13 protein-coding genes are annotated in these 14,514 nt (G+C 58.4%); 9 read left to right on the top strand and 4 right to left on the bottom strand.

The genetic code is table 11. The annotated features are described in order from the left end of the window. Positions 1 to 31 precede the first annotated feature (31 nt). From KUV39_RS13180 to KUV39_RS13160, 5 genes are all read left to right on the top strand, one after another. The gene (locus KUV39_RS13180) at positions 32 to 1,870 is read left to right on the top strand and encodes an ABC transporter ATP-binding protein (protein ID WP_222459982.1); all 1,839 of its coding nucleotides are present in this window, start codon (positions 32 to 34) and stop codon (positions 1,868 to 1,870) included. Further along, complete coding sequence (locus KUV39_RS13175) at positions 1,867 to 3,723, top strand: ABC transporter ATP-binding protein (RefSeq protein ID WP_222459981.1); 1,857 nt, start codon at positions 1,867 to 1,869, stop codon at positions 3,721 to 3,723. Before KUV39_RS13180 ends, KUV39_RS13175 begins: the two co-directional genes overlap by 4 nt. Positions 3,724 to 3,801: 78 nt before the next feature. Beyond that, the gene (locus KUV39_RS13170) at positions 3,802 to 5,049 is read left to right on the top strand and encodes a class I SAM-dependent RNA methyltransferase (RefSeq protein WP_222459980.1); all 1,248 of its coding nucleotides are present in this window, start codon (positions 3,802 to 3,804) and stop codon (positions 5,047 to 5,049) included. Next, entirely contained in the window at positions 5,039 to 5,863 is an 825-nt protein-coding gene (locus KUV39_RS13165) for an ion transporter (protein ID WP_173644439.1), read from the top strand. The genes KUV39_RS13170 and KUV39_RS13165 overlap by 11 nt, the downstream gene beginning before the upstream one ends. 65 nt (positions 5,864 to 5,928) lie before the next feature. After that, positions 5,929 to 6,456, top strand: a complete 528-nt coding sequence (locus KUV39_RS13160; RefSeq protein ID WP_008561128.1) for a L,D-transpeptidase family protein — start codon at positions 5,929 to 5,931, stop codon at positions 6,454 to 6,456. A gap of 96 nt (positions 6,457 to 6,552) precedes the next feature. On the opposite strand, the gene dalA is transcribed toward KUV39_RS13160, so the two are convergent. Further along, positions 6,553 to 7,047, bottom strand: coding sequence for a divisome-associated lipoprotein DalA (dalA, locus tag KUV39_RS13155; RefSeq protein ID WP_008563206.1), 495 nt, complete (start codon positions 7,045 to 7,047; stop codon positions 6,553 to 6,555). Positions 7,048 to 7,214: 167 nt separating this feature from the next. Between dalA and KUV39_RS13150 the strand changes: the two genes are divergently transcribed. Beyond that, positions 7,215 to 7,844: a L,D-transpeptidase gene (locus KUV39_RS13150; protein ID WP_008561186.1), complete on the top strand. Its 630-nt coding sequence runs from the start codon at positions 7,215 to 7,217 to the stop codon at positions 7,842 to 7,844. A gap of 140 nt (positions 7,845 to 7,984) precedes the next feature. Further along, a complete protein-coding gene (locus KUV39_RS13145) occupies positions 7,985 to 8,167 on the top strand; it encodes a hypothetical protein (protein WP_008562038.1) in 183 nt (60 codons plus the stop codon). A gap of 129 nt (positions 8,168 to 8,296) precedes the next feature. Here the strand turns inward: KUV39_RS13145 and KUV39_RS13140 are convergent, their stop codons facing one another. The 3 genes from KUV39_RS13140 to KUV39_RS13130 all read right to left on the bottom strand — a co-directional run bounded on the left by KUV39_RS13140 (position 8,297) and on the right by KUV39_RS13130 (position 13,400). Continuing rightward, a complete protein-coding gene (locus KUV39_RS13140) occupies positions 8,297 to 11,311 on the bottom strand; it encodes an aminotransferase class III-fold pyridoxal phosphate-dependent enzyme (RefSeq protein WP_222459979.1) in 3,015 nt (1,004 codons plus the stop codon). A gap of 68 nt (positions 11,312 to 11,379) precedes the next feature. Next, positions 11,380 to 12,441, bottom strand: a complete 1,062-nt coding sequence (gene hemH, locus KUV39_RS13135) for a ferrochelatase (protein WP_222459978.1) — start codon at positions 12,439 to 12,441, stop codon at positions 11,380 to 11,382. A 128-nt stretch (positions 12,442 to 12,569) separates the two neighbouring features. After that, positions 12,570 to 13,400, bottom strand: a complete 831-nt coding sequence (locus tag KUV39_RS13130) for a methyltransferase domain-containing protein (protein WP_222459977.1) — start codon at positions 13,398 to 13,400, stop codon at positions 12,570 to 12,572. 14 nt (positions 13,401 to 13,414) lie between these two features. Between KUV39_RS13130 and KUV39_RS13125 the strand changes: the two genes are divergently transcribed. Both KUV39_RS13125 and grxC read left to right on the top strand, forming a co-directional pair. Beyond that, entirely contained in the window at positions 13,415 to 14,143 is a 729-nt protein-coding gene (locus KUV39_RS13125; protein ID WP_222459976.1) for a double zinc ribbon domain-containing protein, read from the top strand. A gap of 85 nt (positions 14,144 to 14,228) precedes the next feature. Further along, positions 14,229 to 14,486: a glutaredoxin 3 gene (grxC, locus tag KUV39_RS13120; protein WP_008562263.1), complete on the top strand. Its 258-nt coding sequence runs from the start codon at positions 14,229 to 14,231 to the stop codon at positions 14,484 to 14,486. Positions 14,487 to 14,514 lie beyond the last annotated feature (28 nt).

The raw sequence follows: 14,514 nt of genomic DNA, 5'->3' as shown, positions 1-14,514 counted from the left end.
TCCAAAGGCTCAGTTTTATTGGAGCACCCGTATGTTTCGCTTTTTCGAAAACCTCGTTGACCCCTATTGTGACTACCCGGAGACCAACGTTCCCCCACGGCGTCTTTGGCCGTTCCTGAAGGACTATGCGCAGCCCTTCAAAAAGGTCTTTGTCGTGACGGCAATCCTGTCCTTGATTGTTGCTGCGATCGAGATTGGCCTGATCCACTACATGGGGCGTGTGGTTGATCTTTTGTCGGGGGAACCGGCGCAAGTCTGGCAGGTTCATGGGACAGAGCTGATATTGCTCGCCGTTTTCATCCTGACCCTGCGCCCGCTTATTCAGCTGCTGGACGTATTGTTGCTGAACAATACGATTTTGCCGAATTTCGGCACGTTGATCCGCTGGCGGTCGCACAAACATGTGTTGCGCCAATCGGTCGGGTGGTTTGAAAATGATTTTGCCGGACGCATTGCCAATCGCATCATGCAGACCCCGCCGGCAGCAGGGGAAGTGGTATTTCAGGTGTTCGACGCGATCACCTTTGCACTGGCCTACATCATCGGAGCCGCAATCCTGCTGTGGTACGCTGACCCGCTGCTGATGCTGCCGCTGGTGATCTGGTTCGCGCTTTACGCGCTTTTGATCCGTTGGACGGTTCGCCGCGTCGGCCCTGCCAGTCAGGCCGCGTCGGATGCACGGTCGACCGTGACAGGGCGCGTGGTCGACAGTTATTCGAATATTCATTCGGTCAAGATGTTTGCCCACCATGATACCGAATTGACCTACGCCCGAGAGGCCATCGAGAAAACCCGCCGCACCTTTCAGACAGAGATGCGGATCTACACCATCATGGATGCCACCTTGGTGAGCCTGAACGGGCTGCTGATTGTTAGCACCGTGGGGTGGGGTATTTTTCTTTGGATGCAGGGCCTTGCCTCTGTTGGGGTGATTGCGGCTGCGTCTGCTTTGACGTTGCGGCTGAACGGGATGAGCGGTTGGATCATGTGGGCGCTGACCACCTTCTTTCGGCAGTTGGGCGTTGTTGCCGAAGGGATGGAAACCATCGCGCAGCCGATCGATCTCGTCGATGACCCCGATGCCACCGATCTGCAGCTTAGCAAGGGGAGCCTGGAGCTGCGGGAGCTGTCGCATCACTATGGGCGCGGCAGTGGTGGTTTGGACCAGATCAACCTGACCATCCAACCGGGTGAGAAGATCGGCCTGATCGGCCGCTCTGGCGCGGGAAAGTCGACCTTGGTCAAGCTGCTGCTGCGGTTCTACGATCCTGAGCGCGGCCAGATCCTGATCGATGGTCAGGATATCGCTCATGTCACGCAGGACAGTCTGCGGCGGCACATCGGGATGGTGCAGCAAGAGAGCTCTTTGTTGCATCGCTCCGTGCGGGACAACCTCCTGTATGGGCGCCCCGATGCCAGCGAGGCAGAGATGGTCGAGGCCGCGCAGAAGGCCCGTGCGCATGACTTTATTCTCGATCTGCAGGATCCGCAGGGGCGCACTGGCTATGACGCGCACGTCGGTGAGCGTGGGGTGAAATTGTCGGGGGGGCAGCGTCAGCGTGTTACCCTCGCGCGGGTGATCCTGAAGGACGCCCCCATCCTTATTCTGGACGAGGCGACCTCTGCCCTGGATTCCGAGGTGGAGGCCGAAATTCAAGAGACTCTATATGGCATGATGCAGGGCAAGACGGTGATCGCGATTGCGCACCGGCTGTCCACGATTGCCCAAATGGACCGTATTCTGGTGTTGGATCAGGGACGGATTGTCGAAGAGGGAACCCATGACGTGCTTTTGCGGTCAGAGGGCCTATATGCCCAATTCTGGGCGCGCCAATCCGGTGGGTTCCTGAATGTCGAGGCAGCAGAATGAAATTTGGCAATCTAATTGATGCGTTCCAACCGGCCAAGGGCCCCCCGCCGGATCGGCTGGGGGGCTTTTTGCGGTGGTGTCTGTCCGGGGCTTGGCCAATGCTTGCCCTTGCTGCACTGTTTTCCGCGCTAGCGGGCGCGATGGAGGCAGGCACAGCTTATATTCTGGGTATGGTGATCGACACAGCGATTGCCAGCGGACCTGACAGCTTCTTTTCGACGGCCAACCTGCTGGCGATTGTCGGCGCACTGGGCTTTTTTCTGGTCCTGCGGCCAATCCTTTTCGGCCTGTCGGCTGCGTCCAACGCAATCATCGTCCAGCCCAATGTGAACCCCCTTGTTCTGTCGCGGCTCAATCGCTGGACCATGGGGCAGTCGGTGCGCTTTTTCGATGACGATTTTGCAGGTCGCATTGCCCAAAAACAGATGCAAACCGCCAATGCCGTGACCTCTGTTTCTGTCGAAGTCATCAATGTCGTCGCGTTTGCTCTTGCTTCCTTGGCGGGGGCGCTTGCCCTTTTGGGTGCAATTGACTGGCGCATCACGGTATTGTTCGCGGGCTGGCTCGTCGGGTATTTCGCGACGATCCGTTGGTTTCTGCCGCGGGTGCGTGAACGTTCGGCCAAGCGAGCCGGGGCACGGGCCATGGTGTCAGGGCAGGTTGTCGATACCATCACCAATATCAAGACTGTGAAGCTCTTTGCTCATGCCGAGTTCGAGGAAAGCACAGCCCAGGATGCGATGGCTGATTTCCGCGAGAAGGCGCTGCACTTTGGCTATCTGTCTGCCAGCTTTCGGTTCTGCCTGATGACCCTTGCTGGCCTGCTGCCTGTGCTGCTCATCGGTGCGACACTGTTTTTGTGGCGCGACGGGCTCGCAAGCGAGGGCGATATCGTTGCAGCTGGTGCTGTTTCGATCCGGATTGCGCAGATGACTGGCTGGGTGAGCTTTACCCTGATGGCGATCTACTCAAATGTCGGAGAGATCGAAAACGGCATGAAAACCCTGACCCGACCCGATCGGGTTGAGGATGAAACCGAAGCAACCGAGCTGAATGTCACCGACGGCGCGATTGAGTTTCGCAACGTGGGCTTTGCCTACGGGCGCGATGTGGGAGGGGTTCAGAATGTCACCCTGTCGATCAAAGCTGGCGAAAAGCTGGGTATTGTCGGGGCGTCTGGCGCTGGTAAATCGACCCTCGTTTCGCTCTTGCTGCGGCTCTATGACGGGGAAAATGGTCAAATTCTGATTGATGGGCAGGACATTTCTGGCGTGACACAGAATTCCCTGCGCAGCCAAATCGGCATGGTCACGCAGGAAACGGCGATGTTCAATCGTTCTGCCCGCGACAACATCCTGTACGGTCGCCCGGATGCGAGCGAAGCGGACATGATTGCAGCTGCGCAAAAAGCCGAGGCGCATGATTTCATTCAGGATCTGCAGGACGGGCAGGAGCGCACGGGCTATGACGCCTACCTGGGAGAGCGCGGTGTCAAACTGTCTGGTGGGCAGCGTCAAAGGATCGCTTTGGCACGGGCAATCCTAAAAGACGCGCCGATCCTCGTTCTGGACGAGGCGACTTCGGCATTGGATTCCGAGGTCGAGGCCTCGATTCAGACGGCTCTTGAACGGGTGATGGAGGGTAAAACCGTCCTTGCGATTGCGCACCGCCTGTCGACGCTGAGCGAAATGGACCGGATCATCGTGATGGAGCATGGCAGGATCGTTGAGATGGGTAGCCACGAGGCGCTGCTGGCGCAAGGTGGGCTTTATGCGCAGTTCTGGTCGCGCCAGTCAGGTGGATTTATCCGCACCGATGGAGAGAGCCGAGCCGCACAGGATGCCGCAGAATAGGCGCAGCCCTGCGGTGATGTGATCGCCAGCCTGCGCATTTTCCTTTTGCCTGACACGGTGGCGGGGTATTCAGCGCCCATGACACATGAAGCCAGACTTACAGCCACAATTCAGCGTCTCGGGCACCAGGGCGACGGGATCGCCGATGGGCCCCTCTTTGCCCCGCGGACCCTGCCGGGAGAGACCGTCAGCGGTATCCGTGACGGCAACCAGCTGACAGATATCCGGATCGAAACCCCGTCAGAGGCGCGGGTTCAGGCGCCGTGCAGACACTACAAATCCTGTGGCGGCTGTCAGTTGCAACATGCGGCAGATGATTTTGTGGCCAATTGGAAGGTTGGTATCGTTCAATCCGCCTTGTCCGCGCAGGGGCTGACGGCTGATTTCCGGCCAATCCACACCTCGCCCCCTCAGTCCCGGCGCCGGGCGACCCTGTCGGTGCGGCGGACGAAAAAGGGCGCGATGGCAGGCTTTCATGGTCGCGCCTCTGACGTGATCACCCAGATCCCTGACTGCCAGCTCCTGTCTCCAGAGCTGATCGCCGCTATTCCAGTGGCAGAGGAACTGGCAATGGTCGGTGCAAGCCGCAAGACGCCATTGTCCGTGACCGTCACCCTGTCTGAGGTCGGACTGGATGTTCTGGTGGCAAATGGTAAACCGCTTGATGGTCAGTTGCGGATCGATCTGGCCCGGATCGTTGATGCCCACGGTCTGGCGCGGCTCAGCTGGGAAGATGAGCTGATCGGAATGGAGCAGCCACCAACCCAACCCTTCGGTCCTGCCCATGTCTGCCCACCGCCGGGGGCGTTTCTTCAGGCCACCCGCGACGGTGAGGCAGCCCTGTTGGCTGCGGTCGAAGAAGCCGTGGGACGGGCAAAGCGCGTTGTCGATTTGTTTGCTGGCTGCGGCACCTTCAGCCTGCCTTTGGCCCGCAATGCAGAAGTCCACGCCGTCGAGGGAGAGCGCCCGATGCTGGCGGCGCTGGATCTTGGATGGCGACAGGCGAAAGGGCTGAAAAAGGTCACGACCGAAACACGGGATCTGTTTCGCAATCCCCTGCTGCCGGTCGATTTGAACCCCTTTGGGGAAGAGTATGACGCGGCTGTCATTGACCCGCCACGGGCAGGGGCAGAAGCACAATCTGATCAGCTGGTGGCTGCAAAAACACCAAGCATTGCCTATGTGTCCTGCAATCCTGTGACCTTTGCCCGCGATGCCAAGATTTTGGTGGATGGCGGATATCAACTGAATTGGGTTCAGGTTGTCGATCAATTCCGCTGGTCTTCGCACACCGAGCTTGCGGCCAGCTTTACTTATGTGGGGTGAACCCGTGACGAGCGTAACAAAACTCAGCCTGATTGAACGGCTGGGCCAAATTCTGGCCAGCGACCGATTCGGAAATTTCATCACCACAGTGATCCTGATTAATGCGGTGACGCTTGGGATGGAAACATCCGAGGCCGTCATGTCGCGTGCCGGATCCGTTGTGCTGCTCATTGATCAGCTGTGTCTGGCTATTTTTGTCGTAGAGCTTTTGGCAAAGCTTTTGGTTCAGCGGCATCGCTTCTTTCTGCGCGGCTGGAACGTCTTTGACTTTGTGATCGTCAGTATCGCTTTCCTGCCAGGCGCACAGGGCGTGTCTGTCCTGCGGGCGCTGCGCATTCTGCGGGTTTTGCGCGTGATCTCGGTCGCGCCACGCCTGCGCCGAGTGGTCGAGGGCTTTATCACGGCCCTGCCGGGGATGGGGTCTGTGTTCCTGCTGATGGCGATCATCTTCTACATCGGCTCGGTCATCGCAACGAAGCTGTTCGCCGCGAGCTTCCCTGAGTGGTTCGGAAATCTGGCGCTCAGCGCGTATTCCCTGTTCCAGATCATGACGCTGGAAAGCTGGTCGATGGGCATCGTTCGCCCGGTGATGGAGGTGTATCCCTACGCCTGGGCCTTTTTTGTGCCGTTCATCATGGTGACCACCTTTGCGGTGGTGAACCTGTTGGTGGGTCTTATCGTGAACTCGATGCAGGACGCCCACAGCGAGGAAGAGGGCGAGCGTACAGATGCCTATCGGGATCAGGTTCTGGCCCGTCTTGAGGCTATTGAGCAGCAGATCTCCCGCCTTGAGCCCCCACACGAGAAGAAGTGATTTTGATTGACGGGCCAACCGTTGTAATCGGGATATGAGGCAAAACAGGCAGAGACCGAACAAAAATGGACAGAAGAGCATTCGGCCTGGGCATCGCCGCGACCCTGGGGGTTGCTGGCTGTAGCTCCAGCACCGGGCCAGTAAACAAGTTTCTCGCGTACAATGGTCCCGAGGTCACATCGATCGTGGTCAACAAAGGGGCGCGCAAGGTTTATCTGATGCACGATCAGGACATCCTGCGCGAATACAAGATGGATCTGGGCTTTGCTCCCGCTGGCCACAAGGCTGTGGAAGGCGACGGTAAAACCCCGGAAGGCACGTATTTCATCGACCGGCGCAACCCCAATAGCGCCTACCACCTGTCTATCGGCATCTCGTATCCGAATGCCGAGGACCGGGCAAAGGCCGCCGCGATGGGCAAGAAACCTGGTGGAGAGATCTTCATTCACGGTGAACCGAACAGCGCCAAGGCCCGCAAGCGTGCAGCGCGCGTCGATGATTGGACGGCCGGCTGTATCGCAGTCAAGAACCACGAGATCGAAGAGATCTATGCCATGGTTGCGGATGGGACACCGATTTTCCTTTATCCATAATTCCGGATGCAGGATCGTCGCATTCCGCAAATGTGCAAAACAAAGGCCCGGTCACATGCTGTGATCGGGCCTTTGTCTTTTGAATATCAGCTGGGTTTAGCTGCCCATGATGAGCGTCCACCAGATTTTCCCATTGGGTTCCTGAAACCAGGAAAAGCCCATGTTGGCGGCTTTCGGGTCCAGAATGACTGCGCGGGTGGATGGGTCTTCCATCCAGGCGGTCAGCGTCTGCAGTTCGGATTCATAGGTCTCCGAAATGGTCTCGCCGATCACGTCACCCACAAAACCGGCACGAGCAACACGGTCGAGCGGCGAGGAGCCGTCAGAGCCGAAATGCCAGGGACGGTTCTGGACAGACATATCGCGCGAATGGGTCGCTGCAGCGGCGGTAAGTTGGGCGTTCAGCTGCACCTGCTGGGTGCCGGCAGCCTGACGCAGCGCATTGACGGAATCGAGCATACGCAGCTGTACCTTGTCCGCATTGCGGATCCGGTAAACCTGGCCGGCGCTGGTGTTGCCATCCGGAGCAGGCGCACAAGCCGCGACAAAGGACATAAGCCCGGCAACGAGGATCAGAAATACACGCGTCATATTACACCTTGCTTCATTGACTGCTGGCTCCCTTAGCGCGCCTGTGACATTGGCGCAAACCCGTCGAGGTGGAATCAGCGGTTCAGGACGGGTTTGATTTGCGACTGAGGCATTCGCGCCATAAGATACGGGTCTACGAATGAATATCTCCGCAGTTTGGAAAAGTCATGACCCGCAGTCCTTTTAGTTCCTTTACAAGACGGCAGTTTCTTGCCGGTTCTGCCTCCCTCGCGGGGGCAGGTGTTACCTCTGCGGCCTGGGCCCAGGAAGTTGACGAGGTAGCCGACGAGGCATACGACCCCCTGCGTCCGCCGCCTGAGCCAGAACCACCGGTTAAACGCAATATCTCGGCATTTCGTTCCAAGAAATGGCAGCCTTATTTCGACAATTTGCGCAAGGGCGCGATTCTTGTCGACATCGACAGCCGCGCGCTTCACTACTGGTCCGAAGATGGGAATGATTACCGACTTTTCCCCTCTTCCGTTCCGCTGTCCGACGATCTGACCCGGCGTGGTCGAACACAGATCATCCGCAAGGTCGACGGGCCCGGCTGGGCGCCGACGCCCAACATGCTCAAGCGCAACCCGGAATGGCCCGCTTACATTCCGCCCGGACCGGATAACCCCTTGGGAACACACGCTTTGTACCTAAGCTGGAAGTACTATCGCATTCATGGAACCCACGATACGCGCAAGATTGGCCGCAAGTCTTCCAACGGATGTATCGGTCTTTACAACGAGCATATTGCCGAGTTGTTTGCGTTAACAAAAGTGGGCACTCAGGTGTTGCTAATTTGACGACATGACGGCGCAGCCGGAGGCAGAACATCCACAAGTAATTGCAATCTCGGTTTTTTGCTGCTTAGACAATACCACGAGGTAAGTCTTGGGCGCGTGGTTCAGGTGGACTGATCCGCGCAACTTTTTTGGAGGTTAACATGAAAAAACTCGTTATCGCTGCTGCTCTGACTGCTGCTGCTTCCACCGCAACCGCGGGCAACCTGTCTGAGCCGGTTGTTGAGCCGGTTGTTGTTGTTGAGCAGGCAGAAAGCTCCTCCAGCGGCATCCTGCTGCCGCTGCTGCTGCTGGTTGTTGTCGGCGCGGCTGTTGCAAGCAACTAATTGCTCGCATCAGAAAGCAAAGAAAGGCGGTGGATTTCCACCGCCTTTTTTCGTGTTCAGGGCATCCACCAGGACGCACTGTGAGGATTGAAAATACCCCGGACGTTTCCATCCGGGGCTGTCATCTGCCTAGTCGCAGTGAACCTCTGCCAGAATGCTGTCCATCGTCTCGAGGATCATCTGAATATCCTCTGCATCAATCGTCAGGGGCGGGCGAATTTTGAGGATGTTGTCCTTTGGTCCCTCGCTGCCGATCAGGATGCGGTGGTCGCGCATCCGATTCTTGAGATAAGAACAGATCGCTGTTGCCTCGGAGCCATCCGGGTTGATCAGTTCCACGCCGATAAACAACCCCATCCCTCTGACGTCACCAATCGAGGGATAGCGGCCTTGCAGATTCTTCAGACCTCTCAACAGTTCGTTGCCGCGCAGGCGCGCGTTTTCCTGCAGGCCTTCGTCGTCAACAATGTTCAGAACTTCTGTGCCGATCCGGCAGGACAGATTTGATCCGCCAAAAGTCGAAAAGAACTCTGGCCCATGGGCAAAACTCTCAGCGATGTCGCGCGTTGTGACCAGCACACCCAGGGGGTGGCCGTTGCCGATGGGTTTGCCCATCACAACAATGTCCGGAGAGGCCTCTTGGTGTTCAAATCCAAAGTAGTAGTCCCCGAGACGTCCGAGACCTGTCTGGACCTCATCCGCAATGCAGACCCCACCGGCCTTGCGGATTTTTTCATAAACGGCGGCCAGATACCCCTTTGGCGGAATGATCTGCCCACCCACGGAGGGGAATGTCTCGGCGATGAAACCAGCAATCCCGTGGCCTGCCTGACGGAGCTTTGCGATCGCGGCGTCTACAAGATTTGCATAGTTCTGGGCCCGTTCAGGATCATCACGGCCGAAGCTGCCGCGATAGTCATCTGCGACCTCGACCAGCTCAACCCAGTCTGACGGCCCCACACCCCCCTTGGCGTTGAACTTATAGGCAGAGACATCGATCACGCCCGTGGTGTTGCCATGATAGCCGTGGTCTGGCGTTACCATCCCCTTGGCGCCGGTATGGGCGCGCGCCAGTCTCAGCGCCAGCTCGTTCGCTTCGGTTCCTGAGTTCACGAAAAAGCAGACTTCCAGATGCTCGGGCATTTTTGAAAGGACTTTTTCGGCAAAGGCAGTTTGCGCCGGATGCAGGTAGCGGGTGTTGGAGTTCATGCGCTTCAGCTGATCCGCAGCAACGGCCTGAATGCGCGGATGGGCGTGTCCGACATGAGGGACGTTATTGTAGGCATCCAGATAGGGCCGCCCCCATTCGTCGAACAGGTGATGTTTCCACCCCCGCAAGAGCATAACCGGGTCTTGGTATGTGAGGCTGAGGTTGCCCCCAAAATGTGCCTTGCGCGCGGCCAGAACTGTCGTTTTGTCTGTCGGTTGGTAGCCGGTTTTCTCTGCTGACAGGTTCAGCAGCGGCGCCGGATTTGGGCATAGGGCATTCCAAAGAACCAGATCATCAGGATCTGCGACCCCTGGCCAGTCCGCTTCGATCCCGTCGGTGGACAGGGCGATCTGGAAATGGACATGCGGAGCCCAGCCACCGTTCTGATAGGCATTTCCCAGCTGGCAAAATGCCTGTCCCCGCGCGATCTTGTCCCCTGCCGTGAGCCGCGTGACACATTCCGGATCAAGGTGGCCGTACAGGGTGTAGAATGGATCGCCGTCATCTGTGAGGTGTTTGAGGATGATAACACCCCCGTAATCGAGATGATTGGCGCGGTCTTCGACAATCAGCACCTCGCCATCCAGCGGCGCATGGAGCGCCTGACCGGCGGGCGCAAACACATCTACCGCGAGGTGTACGGTCCGCCGGTCACTGGCCTTGTATGCGCCTTTGCGAAAGGCGGGCGCGGTATAGATCAGGCGGGGCTCGTTATAGTAGCCGAGCCACCACTCAGATCCGTCTTTCCCCGCAAACTCTGCGCCGACCTGCGCGGCTTCTTCCAGCGGCATGTCGAACGGGTTCTGTGGCCAAGTGGAGTTTTCCACTGACAAGGAACCCATCGGCACGTCGCTCAGGTCGCGGTTCATGATGGGGGCAAAACTGCCGGAATGCTTCTCTAAATAGGCCAATACACGGTCAGCGCCATCGACCACAGGCAGTCCGCAGGTTGCCCGCAGTCGGCCCGCAATCAGGGCAGGATGCTCTGCCGGCTGGTCAAGAAAACGCCAAGCCGGTGCTTGCGAGATCGTGACGTAAGGATCGTCAGGATTATCTGCAGCCATCAGGGTTGAGTTCACAACGCTGACCGCAAGACGCATCCGCAAGAGCGGCCATAGCAGGTCCAGCTCTGCCGCGGTGAGCGGATTGACGGCATGGTAGCCGGCCACCAACGACGTTAGGGCCTGTTGTGGTTTTGGGTGATCCAGAACCATATAGGCCGCCGCAATTGCCAGATCGCAGATCCGCGGCGCGGCGCACATGTCGCCAAAGTCGATCAGCCCGCTGATATGTTGCGGCGCGCCCAGCTCTCCTGCCACGAGGATGTTGTAGTCGTTGGCATCGTTGTGAATCGCTTGGCGGGGCAGGGCCTCCAGCTTTGGCTTGAGCCTGGCAAAATCGGCGCAGATGTCCTCAACCAGCTGCCGGCGGGTAGGGTCGCTGATGCAACCGCTTTCGGCCGCAACCCAATCTGCAGCCATCAGGTCCCATTTGAAATCACGGTGCAGTGCCGGGTGGTCGAAATCTTTCAAGGCTCGGGTCACGCCGGCCAGCACGGCGCCCACCTCGGTAACAAGGGCGGCGGTCTTGGGGTGACTCTTGGCATAGCACCGCCCAGGAAGCCCGGTCTGGAGCCATACCAGTCGGTCATTGCCTGCTTCGGCAGCAAGGCTCAGGCAGGATGCGCCGTTTTGGGCCGGTATGACACGGGGCAGTGGCAGATCAGGAGCCGATCGTGCGATCTGGGCAAGGGCGCCAATCTGCACATCAACCAGATCATAATCGCAACCAGGGCGCATGGCCTTGAGGACATAGATCTGCCCATCTTCTGCCTGTGCCAGGAAATTCAGATCGTATTCGCCATCCAGACGGGTCAGCGCCGCCTTGATGCCCCATGTGTCCAAAAGGGCCTTGGCCCAATGCGCAGTGCTCATCAAATTCTCCCCGGTTCCGGCTTAGTCCGGCTTCCAATATTGGATCCTATTTGGACCGGGGAGGAATTTTAGTCCAGCCACCCTTTCAAATTGCGCTCGATGACACCGGCAAGTGCGTCGATATGTTCGGGATCGTCGTTGAGGCAGGGGATGTAGAGGAATTCCTCACCGCCCGCCTCTTCAAAGCTCTCGCGGATCTCTTCGTTGATCTCTTCCAGCGTTTCGATGCAATCCGCGGAAAACGCAGGTGCGATGACCGCAATGCTCTTTTTGCCTTCGTGGGCAAGGGTTGCAACGTGATCGACAGTATAGGGCTTCAGCCATTCTTCGGGGCCGAAAACGGACTGGAAGGTGGTGGTGATTTCGGTATCCGCCCAACCCAGACGCTCCTTCAGAAGGCGCGTCGTTTTCTGACACTGGCAGTGATACGGATCGCCCTGCATCAGGTAGCGTTTCGGCATTCCGTGATAGGAGACAACCAGGATGTCAGGTTTCTTTTCCGCCGCTGCATAAGCTTTCTCCACGGATCGGGCGAGTGCGTCGATATAGGCGGGATCGTCAAAATAGGGGGCGACGGTGCGGGATGCGGGTTGCCATGGCTCGTCCATCAGTGCCCGAAAGAACTGATCGTTGGCAGTGGCCGAGGTCGCGCCGGCATATTGTGGATAAAGCGGCAGAAACAGGATCTTCTGACATCCTGCGTCAATCATTGCCCGAACCTTGGATTTGGTGGATGGGTTGCCGTAGCGCATGCAGAAATCAACCATCACCTCGCCGCCATAGCGGGCTTGCAGTTTCTCTGCCATGGCCGCTGTCTGGTCTTTCGTGATCGTCATCAGGGGGCTTTCGCCCTTGTCGTGGTTCCAGATCGATTTGTAGGCCGCACCGGATGTAAAGGGCCGCTTGGTGAGAATGATCAGCTGCAGCAGTGGCTGCCATTTCCAGGATGCGTAGTCGATCACACGCTTGTCTGACAGAAACTCGTTCAGATAGCGGCGCATGGGCCAATAGCTGTAGTCATCGGGCGTGCCGAGATTGGCCAGCAGCACGCCGACCTTGGCCGGAGCGATCTTGGGGTGATCGGCCGGGGCATGGGCGGGGCAAGTGGCGGGGGCAGTGGCATCCAGCATCTATCAGGTCCTGTACGATAATCGGTCAGCGGGTCATCAGATCCGCACTAGCAATAAGCCTTTACGACGGGCTTGGCCAATCGGATCATTTCACCAGAACCATAGGATAGTCCTATGGCGTGGTGCGTCTACTTGGGCAGCTTGGTTTCCGGAACTTTTAGCGCATCTGCCAGACGGGCCTTGGCAGATCCGGGACGCAGGGGTTTTTGCTGGGAGTCGGAGGGCGACCACCCGGTTAGGCAGATCAGCTCGAAGGTCGCAGGAAGGCGACCATCCGGATCGACAAAAGTGTCGCGATAGATCGTCTCGGCTTCCTGAAAAAGACGACGCGGTGCAAGGGTTCTGCGTCTCTGGGCCATGGCGTTGGTTTCACCCATCCCCCGCAGTTCGCGCATCAGATGCGGCAGATCGCGGTACTTGGCAGTCAGCGGCACGACATCGGCCACCGGCAGCGCAAATCCCGCTCGCTGCAACAATGCGCCCAGGTCGCGCACCTCTCCCATGGGGGCGATACGGGGCGACAGGCCGCCGCTGATCCGGGTTTCCGCCGTGGCGAGGGCGCTGCGCAGTTCGTGCAGTGTCTGACCTCCGAACATCAACACCAGAAGCAACCCGTCTTCGCTCAGGGCGCGGTGGCACTGAATCAGCTGGCCAACCGGGTCATTGGCCCAATGCAGACACATGGCATGGACGACCAGATCATGGGCCCCCACCTCCAGATCCAGAACATCTGTATCTGGGATGTGCTTTGCGTTTGGCAGACAGCTGTCCCAGACCTCCGCAAAAGGCGCAACAACAGCGGGTCGGGTAAAGGATCTGTTAACCAAGGAAAGCCGATCCTCGATTTCGTCCCGGGCAATTTCATGCAGGAACAGGGAATCGGGCGTCAGGCGGGAACGTTGGGCCGCAAGGGCGCGACGGTCAAACAGCTGCGGGCGGGGCGTCTGGGCTTGGGTCATGAGGGCTATTTAGGATGTTGGCGGGGGGGATACAAACAGCAGTTTCGCTGATCTACCCGCCCAGATGCCTGGCATGTGGCGATTGGGTCGAAAGCGATTTTGGTCTCTGTGGTCCTTGTTGGCGGGATACGCCTTTTGTCGGCGGGTTATGCTGTGATGGTTGCGGACTTCCAATGATGGGAGAGGACGATGGGTTCGCGATGGCCTGTGATGACTGTCTGGCCCATCCACGCCCTTGGGTGCAGGGGCGGGCTGCCCTCCTTTATGAAGGCACGGCGCGAAGGCTGATCCTGGGCCTGAAACATGGCGACCGGACGGATATCGTTGCGCCTGCTGCTGGCTGGCTTGCCAAGGCGACAGCGGTATTGGCTGTTGATGAGCCAATCATTGCGCCAGTCCCGTTGCATTGGAGCCGCTATTTGCGGCGGCGCTACAATCAGTCCGCCTTGCTGGCGCAGGCGTTGGCGGCACGACTGGGGCGGCGTTGTTGCCCTGATCTTCTGCTGCGGTCGCGCAGGACGCCTTCGTTGGAAGGCAAGAGCAGAGCCCAACGCCAGGCCATCCTCGACGGCAGCATTCGGGTCAATCCGAAACACTGCCCGCTGATCCAAAATCGGTCTGTGGTGGTTGTTGATGACGTGATGACCAGCGGTGCGACACTGGCTGCCTGTACCATGGCCTGCCTTGCGGCAGGGGCAGATGTGGTTCGGGTTGCGGTGCTGGCTCGTGTCACGCGGACGTGATTGCGATGAAACCGGGCTGGCAATTTGTCGCAAGACTACCCAAGTTCAGGGCTGAAACGCATTTCAGACCTTATGGAGACCCCGAATGAAACCCGTAGAAATCTACACATCGCCGCTTTGCGGCTTTTGCCACGCCGCCAAACGCCTTCTGAAACAGAAGGGGGTTGAGTTTTCCGAGGTGGACGTTCTGGCCAATCCTGGCCGTAAGGCAGAGATGATCGAGCGGGCGAATGGCGGGCGCACCGTTCCGCAGATCTTTATCGGGGACACCCATGTCGGTGGTTGCGACGATCTTTACGCATTGGATCGTTCGGGCAAGCTGGATCCGCTTCTGGCGGCCTGATAGGGTTCGCCAAGACCCGACTGGTCGG

Origin of the sequence: Phaeobacter italicus, from assembly GCF_019801785.1 — a bacterium.
Lineage (GTDB): Bacteria > Pseudomonadota > Alphaproteobacteria > Rhodobacterales > Rhodobacteraceae > Phaeobacter > Phaeobacter italicus.
Note: the sequence above shows the minus strand (reverse complement) of the source record. Positions and strands in the feature narration are given on the sequence as shown.

What these genes read in the sequence shown, in the direction of transcription:
- KUV39_RS13125 (WP_222459976.1), top strand. Translation starts at nt 13,415, where the DNA reads ATGTTGGCGGGGGGGATACAAACAGCAGTTTCGCTGATCTACCCGCCC.
- KUV39_RS13165 (WP_173644439.1), top strand. Translation starts at nt 5,039, where the DNA reads ATGTGGGGTGAACCCGTGACGAGCGTAACAAAACTCAGCCTGATTGAA.
- hemH (WP_222459978.1), bottom strand. Translation starts at nt 12,441, where the DNA reads ATGCTGGATGCCACTGCCCCCGCCACTTGCCCCGCCCATGCCCCGGCC.
- KUV39_RS13130 (WP_222459977.1), bottom strand. Translation starts at nt 13,400, where the DNA reads ATGACCCAAGCCCAGACGCCCCGCCCGCAGCTGTTTGACCGTCGCGCC.
- KUV39_RS13160 (WP_008561128.1), top strand. Translation starts at nt 5,929, where the DNA reads ATGGACAGAAGAGCATTCGGCCTGGGCATCGCCGCGACCCTGGGGGTT.
- KUV39_RS13145 (WP_008562038.1), top strand. Translation starts at nt 7,985, where the DNA reads ATGAAAAAACTCGTTATCGCTGCTGCTCTGACTGCTGCTGCTTCCACC.
- KUV39_RS13180 (WP_222459982.1), top strand. Translation starts at nt 32, where the DNA reads ATGTTTCGCTTTTTCGAAAACCTCGTTGACCCCTATTGTGACTACCCG.
- KUV39_RS13170 (WP_222459980.1), top strand. Translation starts at nt 3,802, where the DNA reads ATGACACATGAAGCCAGACTTACAGCCACAATTCAGCGTCTCGGGCAC.
- KUV39_RS13150 (WP_008561186.1), top strand. Translation starts at nt 7,215, where the DNA reads ATGACCCGCAGTCCTTTTAGTTCCTTTACAAGACGGCAGTTTCTTGCC.
- dalA (WP_008563206.1), bottom strand. Translation starts at nt 7,047, where the DNA reads ATGACGCGTGTATTTCTGATCCTCGTTGCCGGGCTTATGTCCTTTGTC.
- KUV39_RS13140 (WP_222459979.1), bottom strand. Translation starts at nt 11,311, where the DNA reads ATGAGCACTGCGCATTGGGCCAAGGCCCTTTTGGACACATGGGGCATC.
- KUV39_RS13175 (WP_222459981.1), top strand. Translation starts at nt 1,867, where the DNA reads ATGAAATTTGGCAATCTAATTGATGCGTTCCAACCGGCCAAGGGCCCC.
- grxC (WP_008562263.1), top strand. Translation starts at nt 14,229, where the DNA reads ATGAAACCCGTAGAAATCTACACATCGCCGCTTTGCGGCTTTTGCCAC.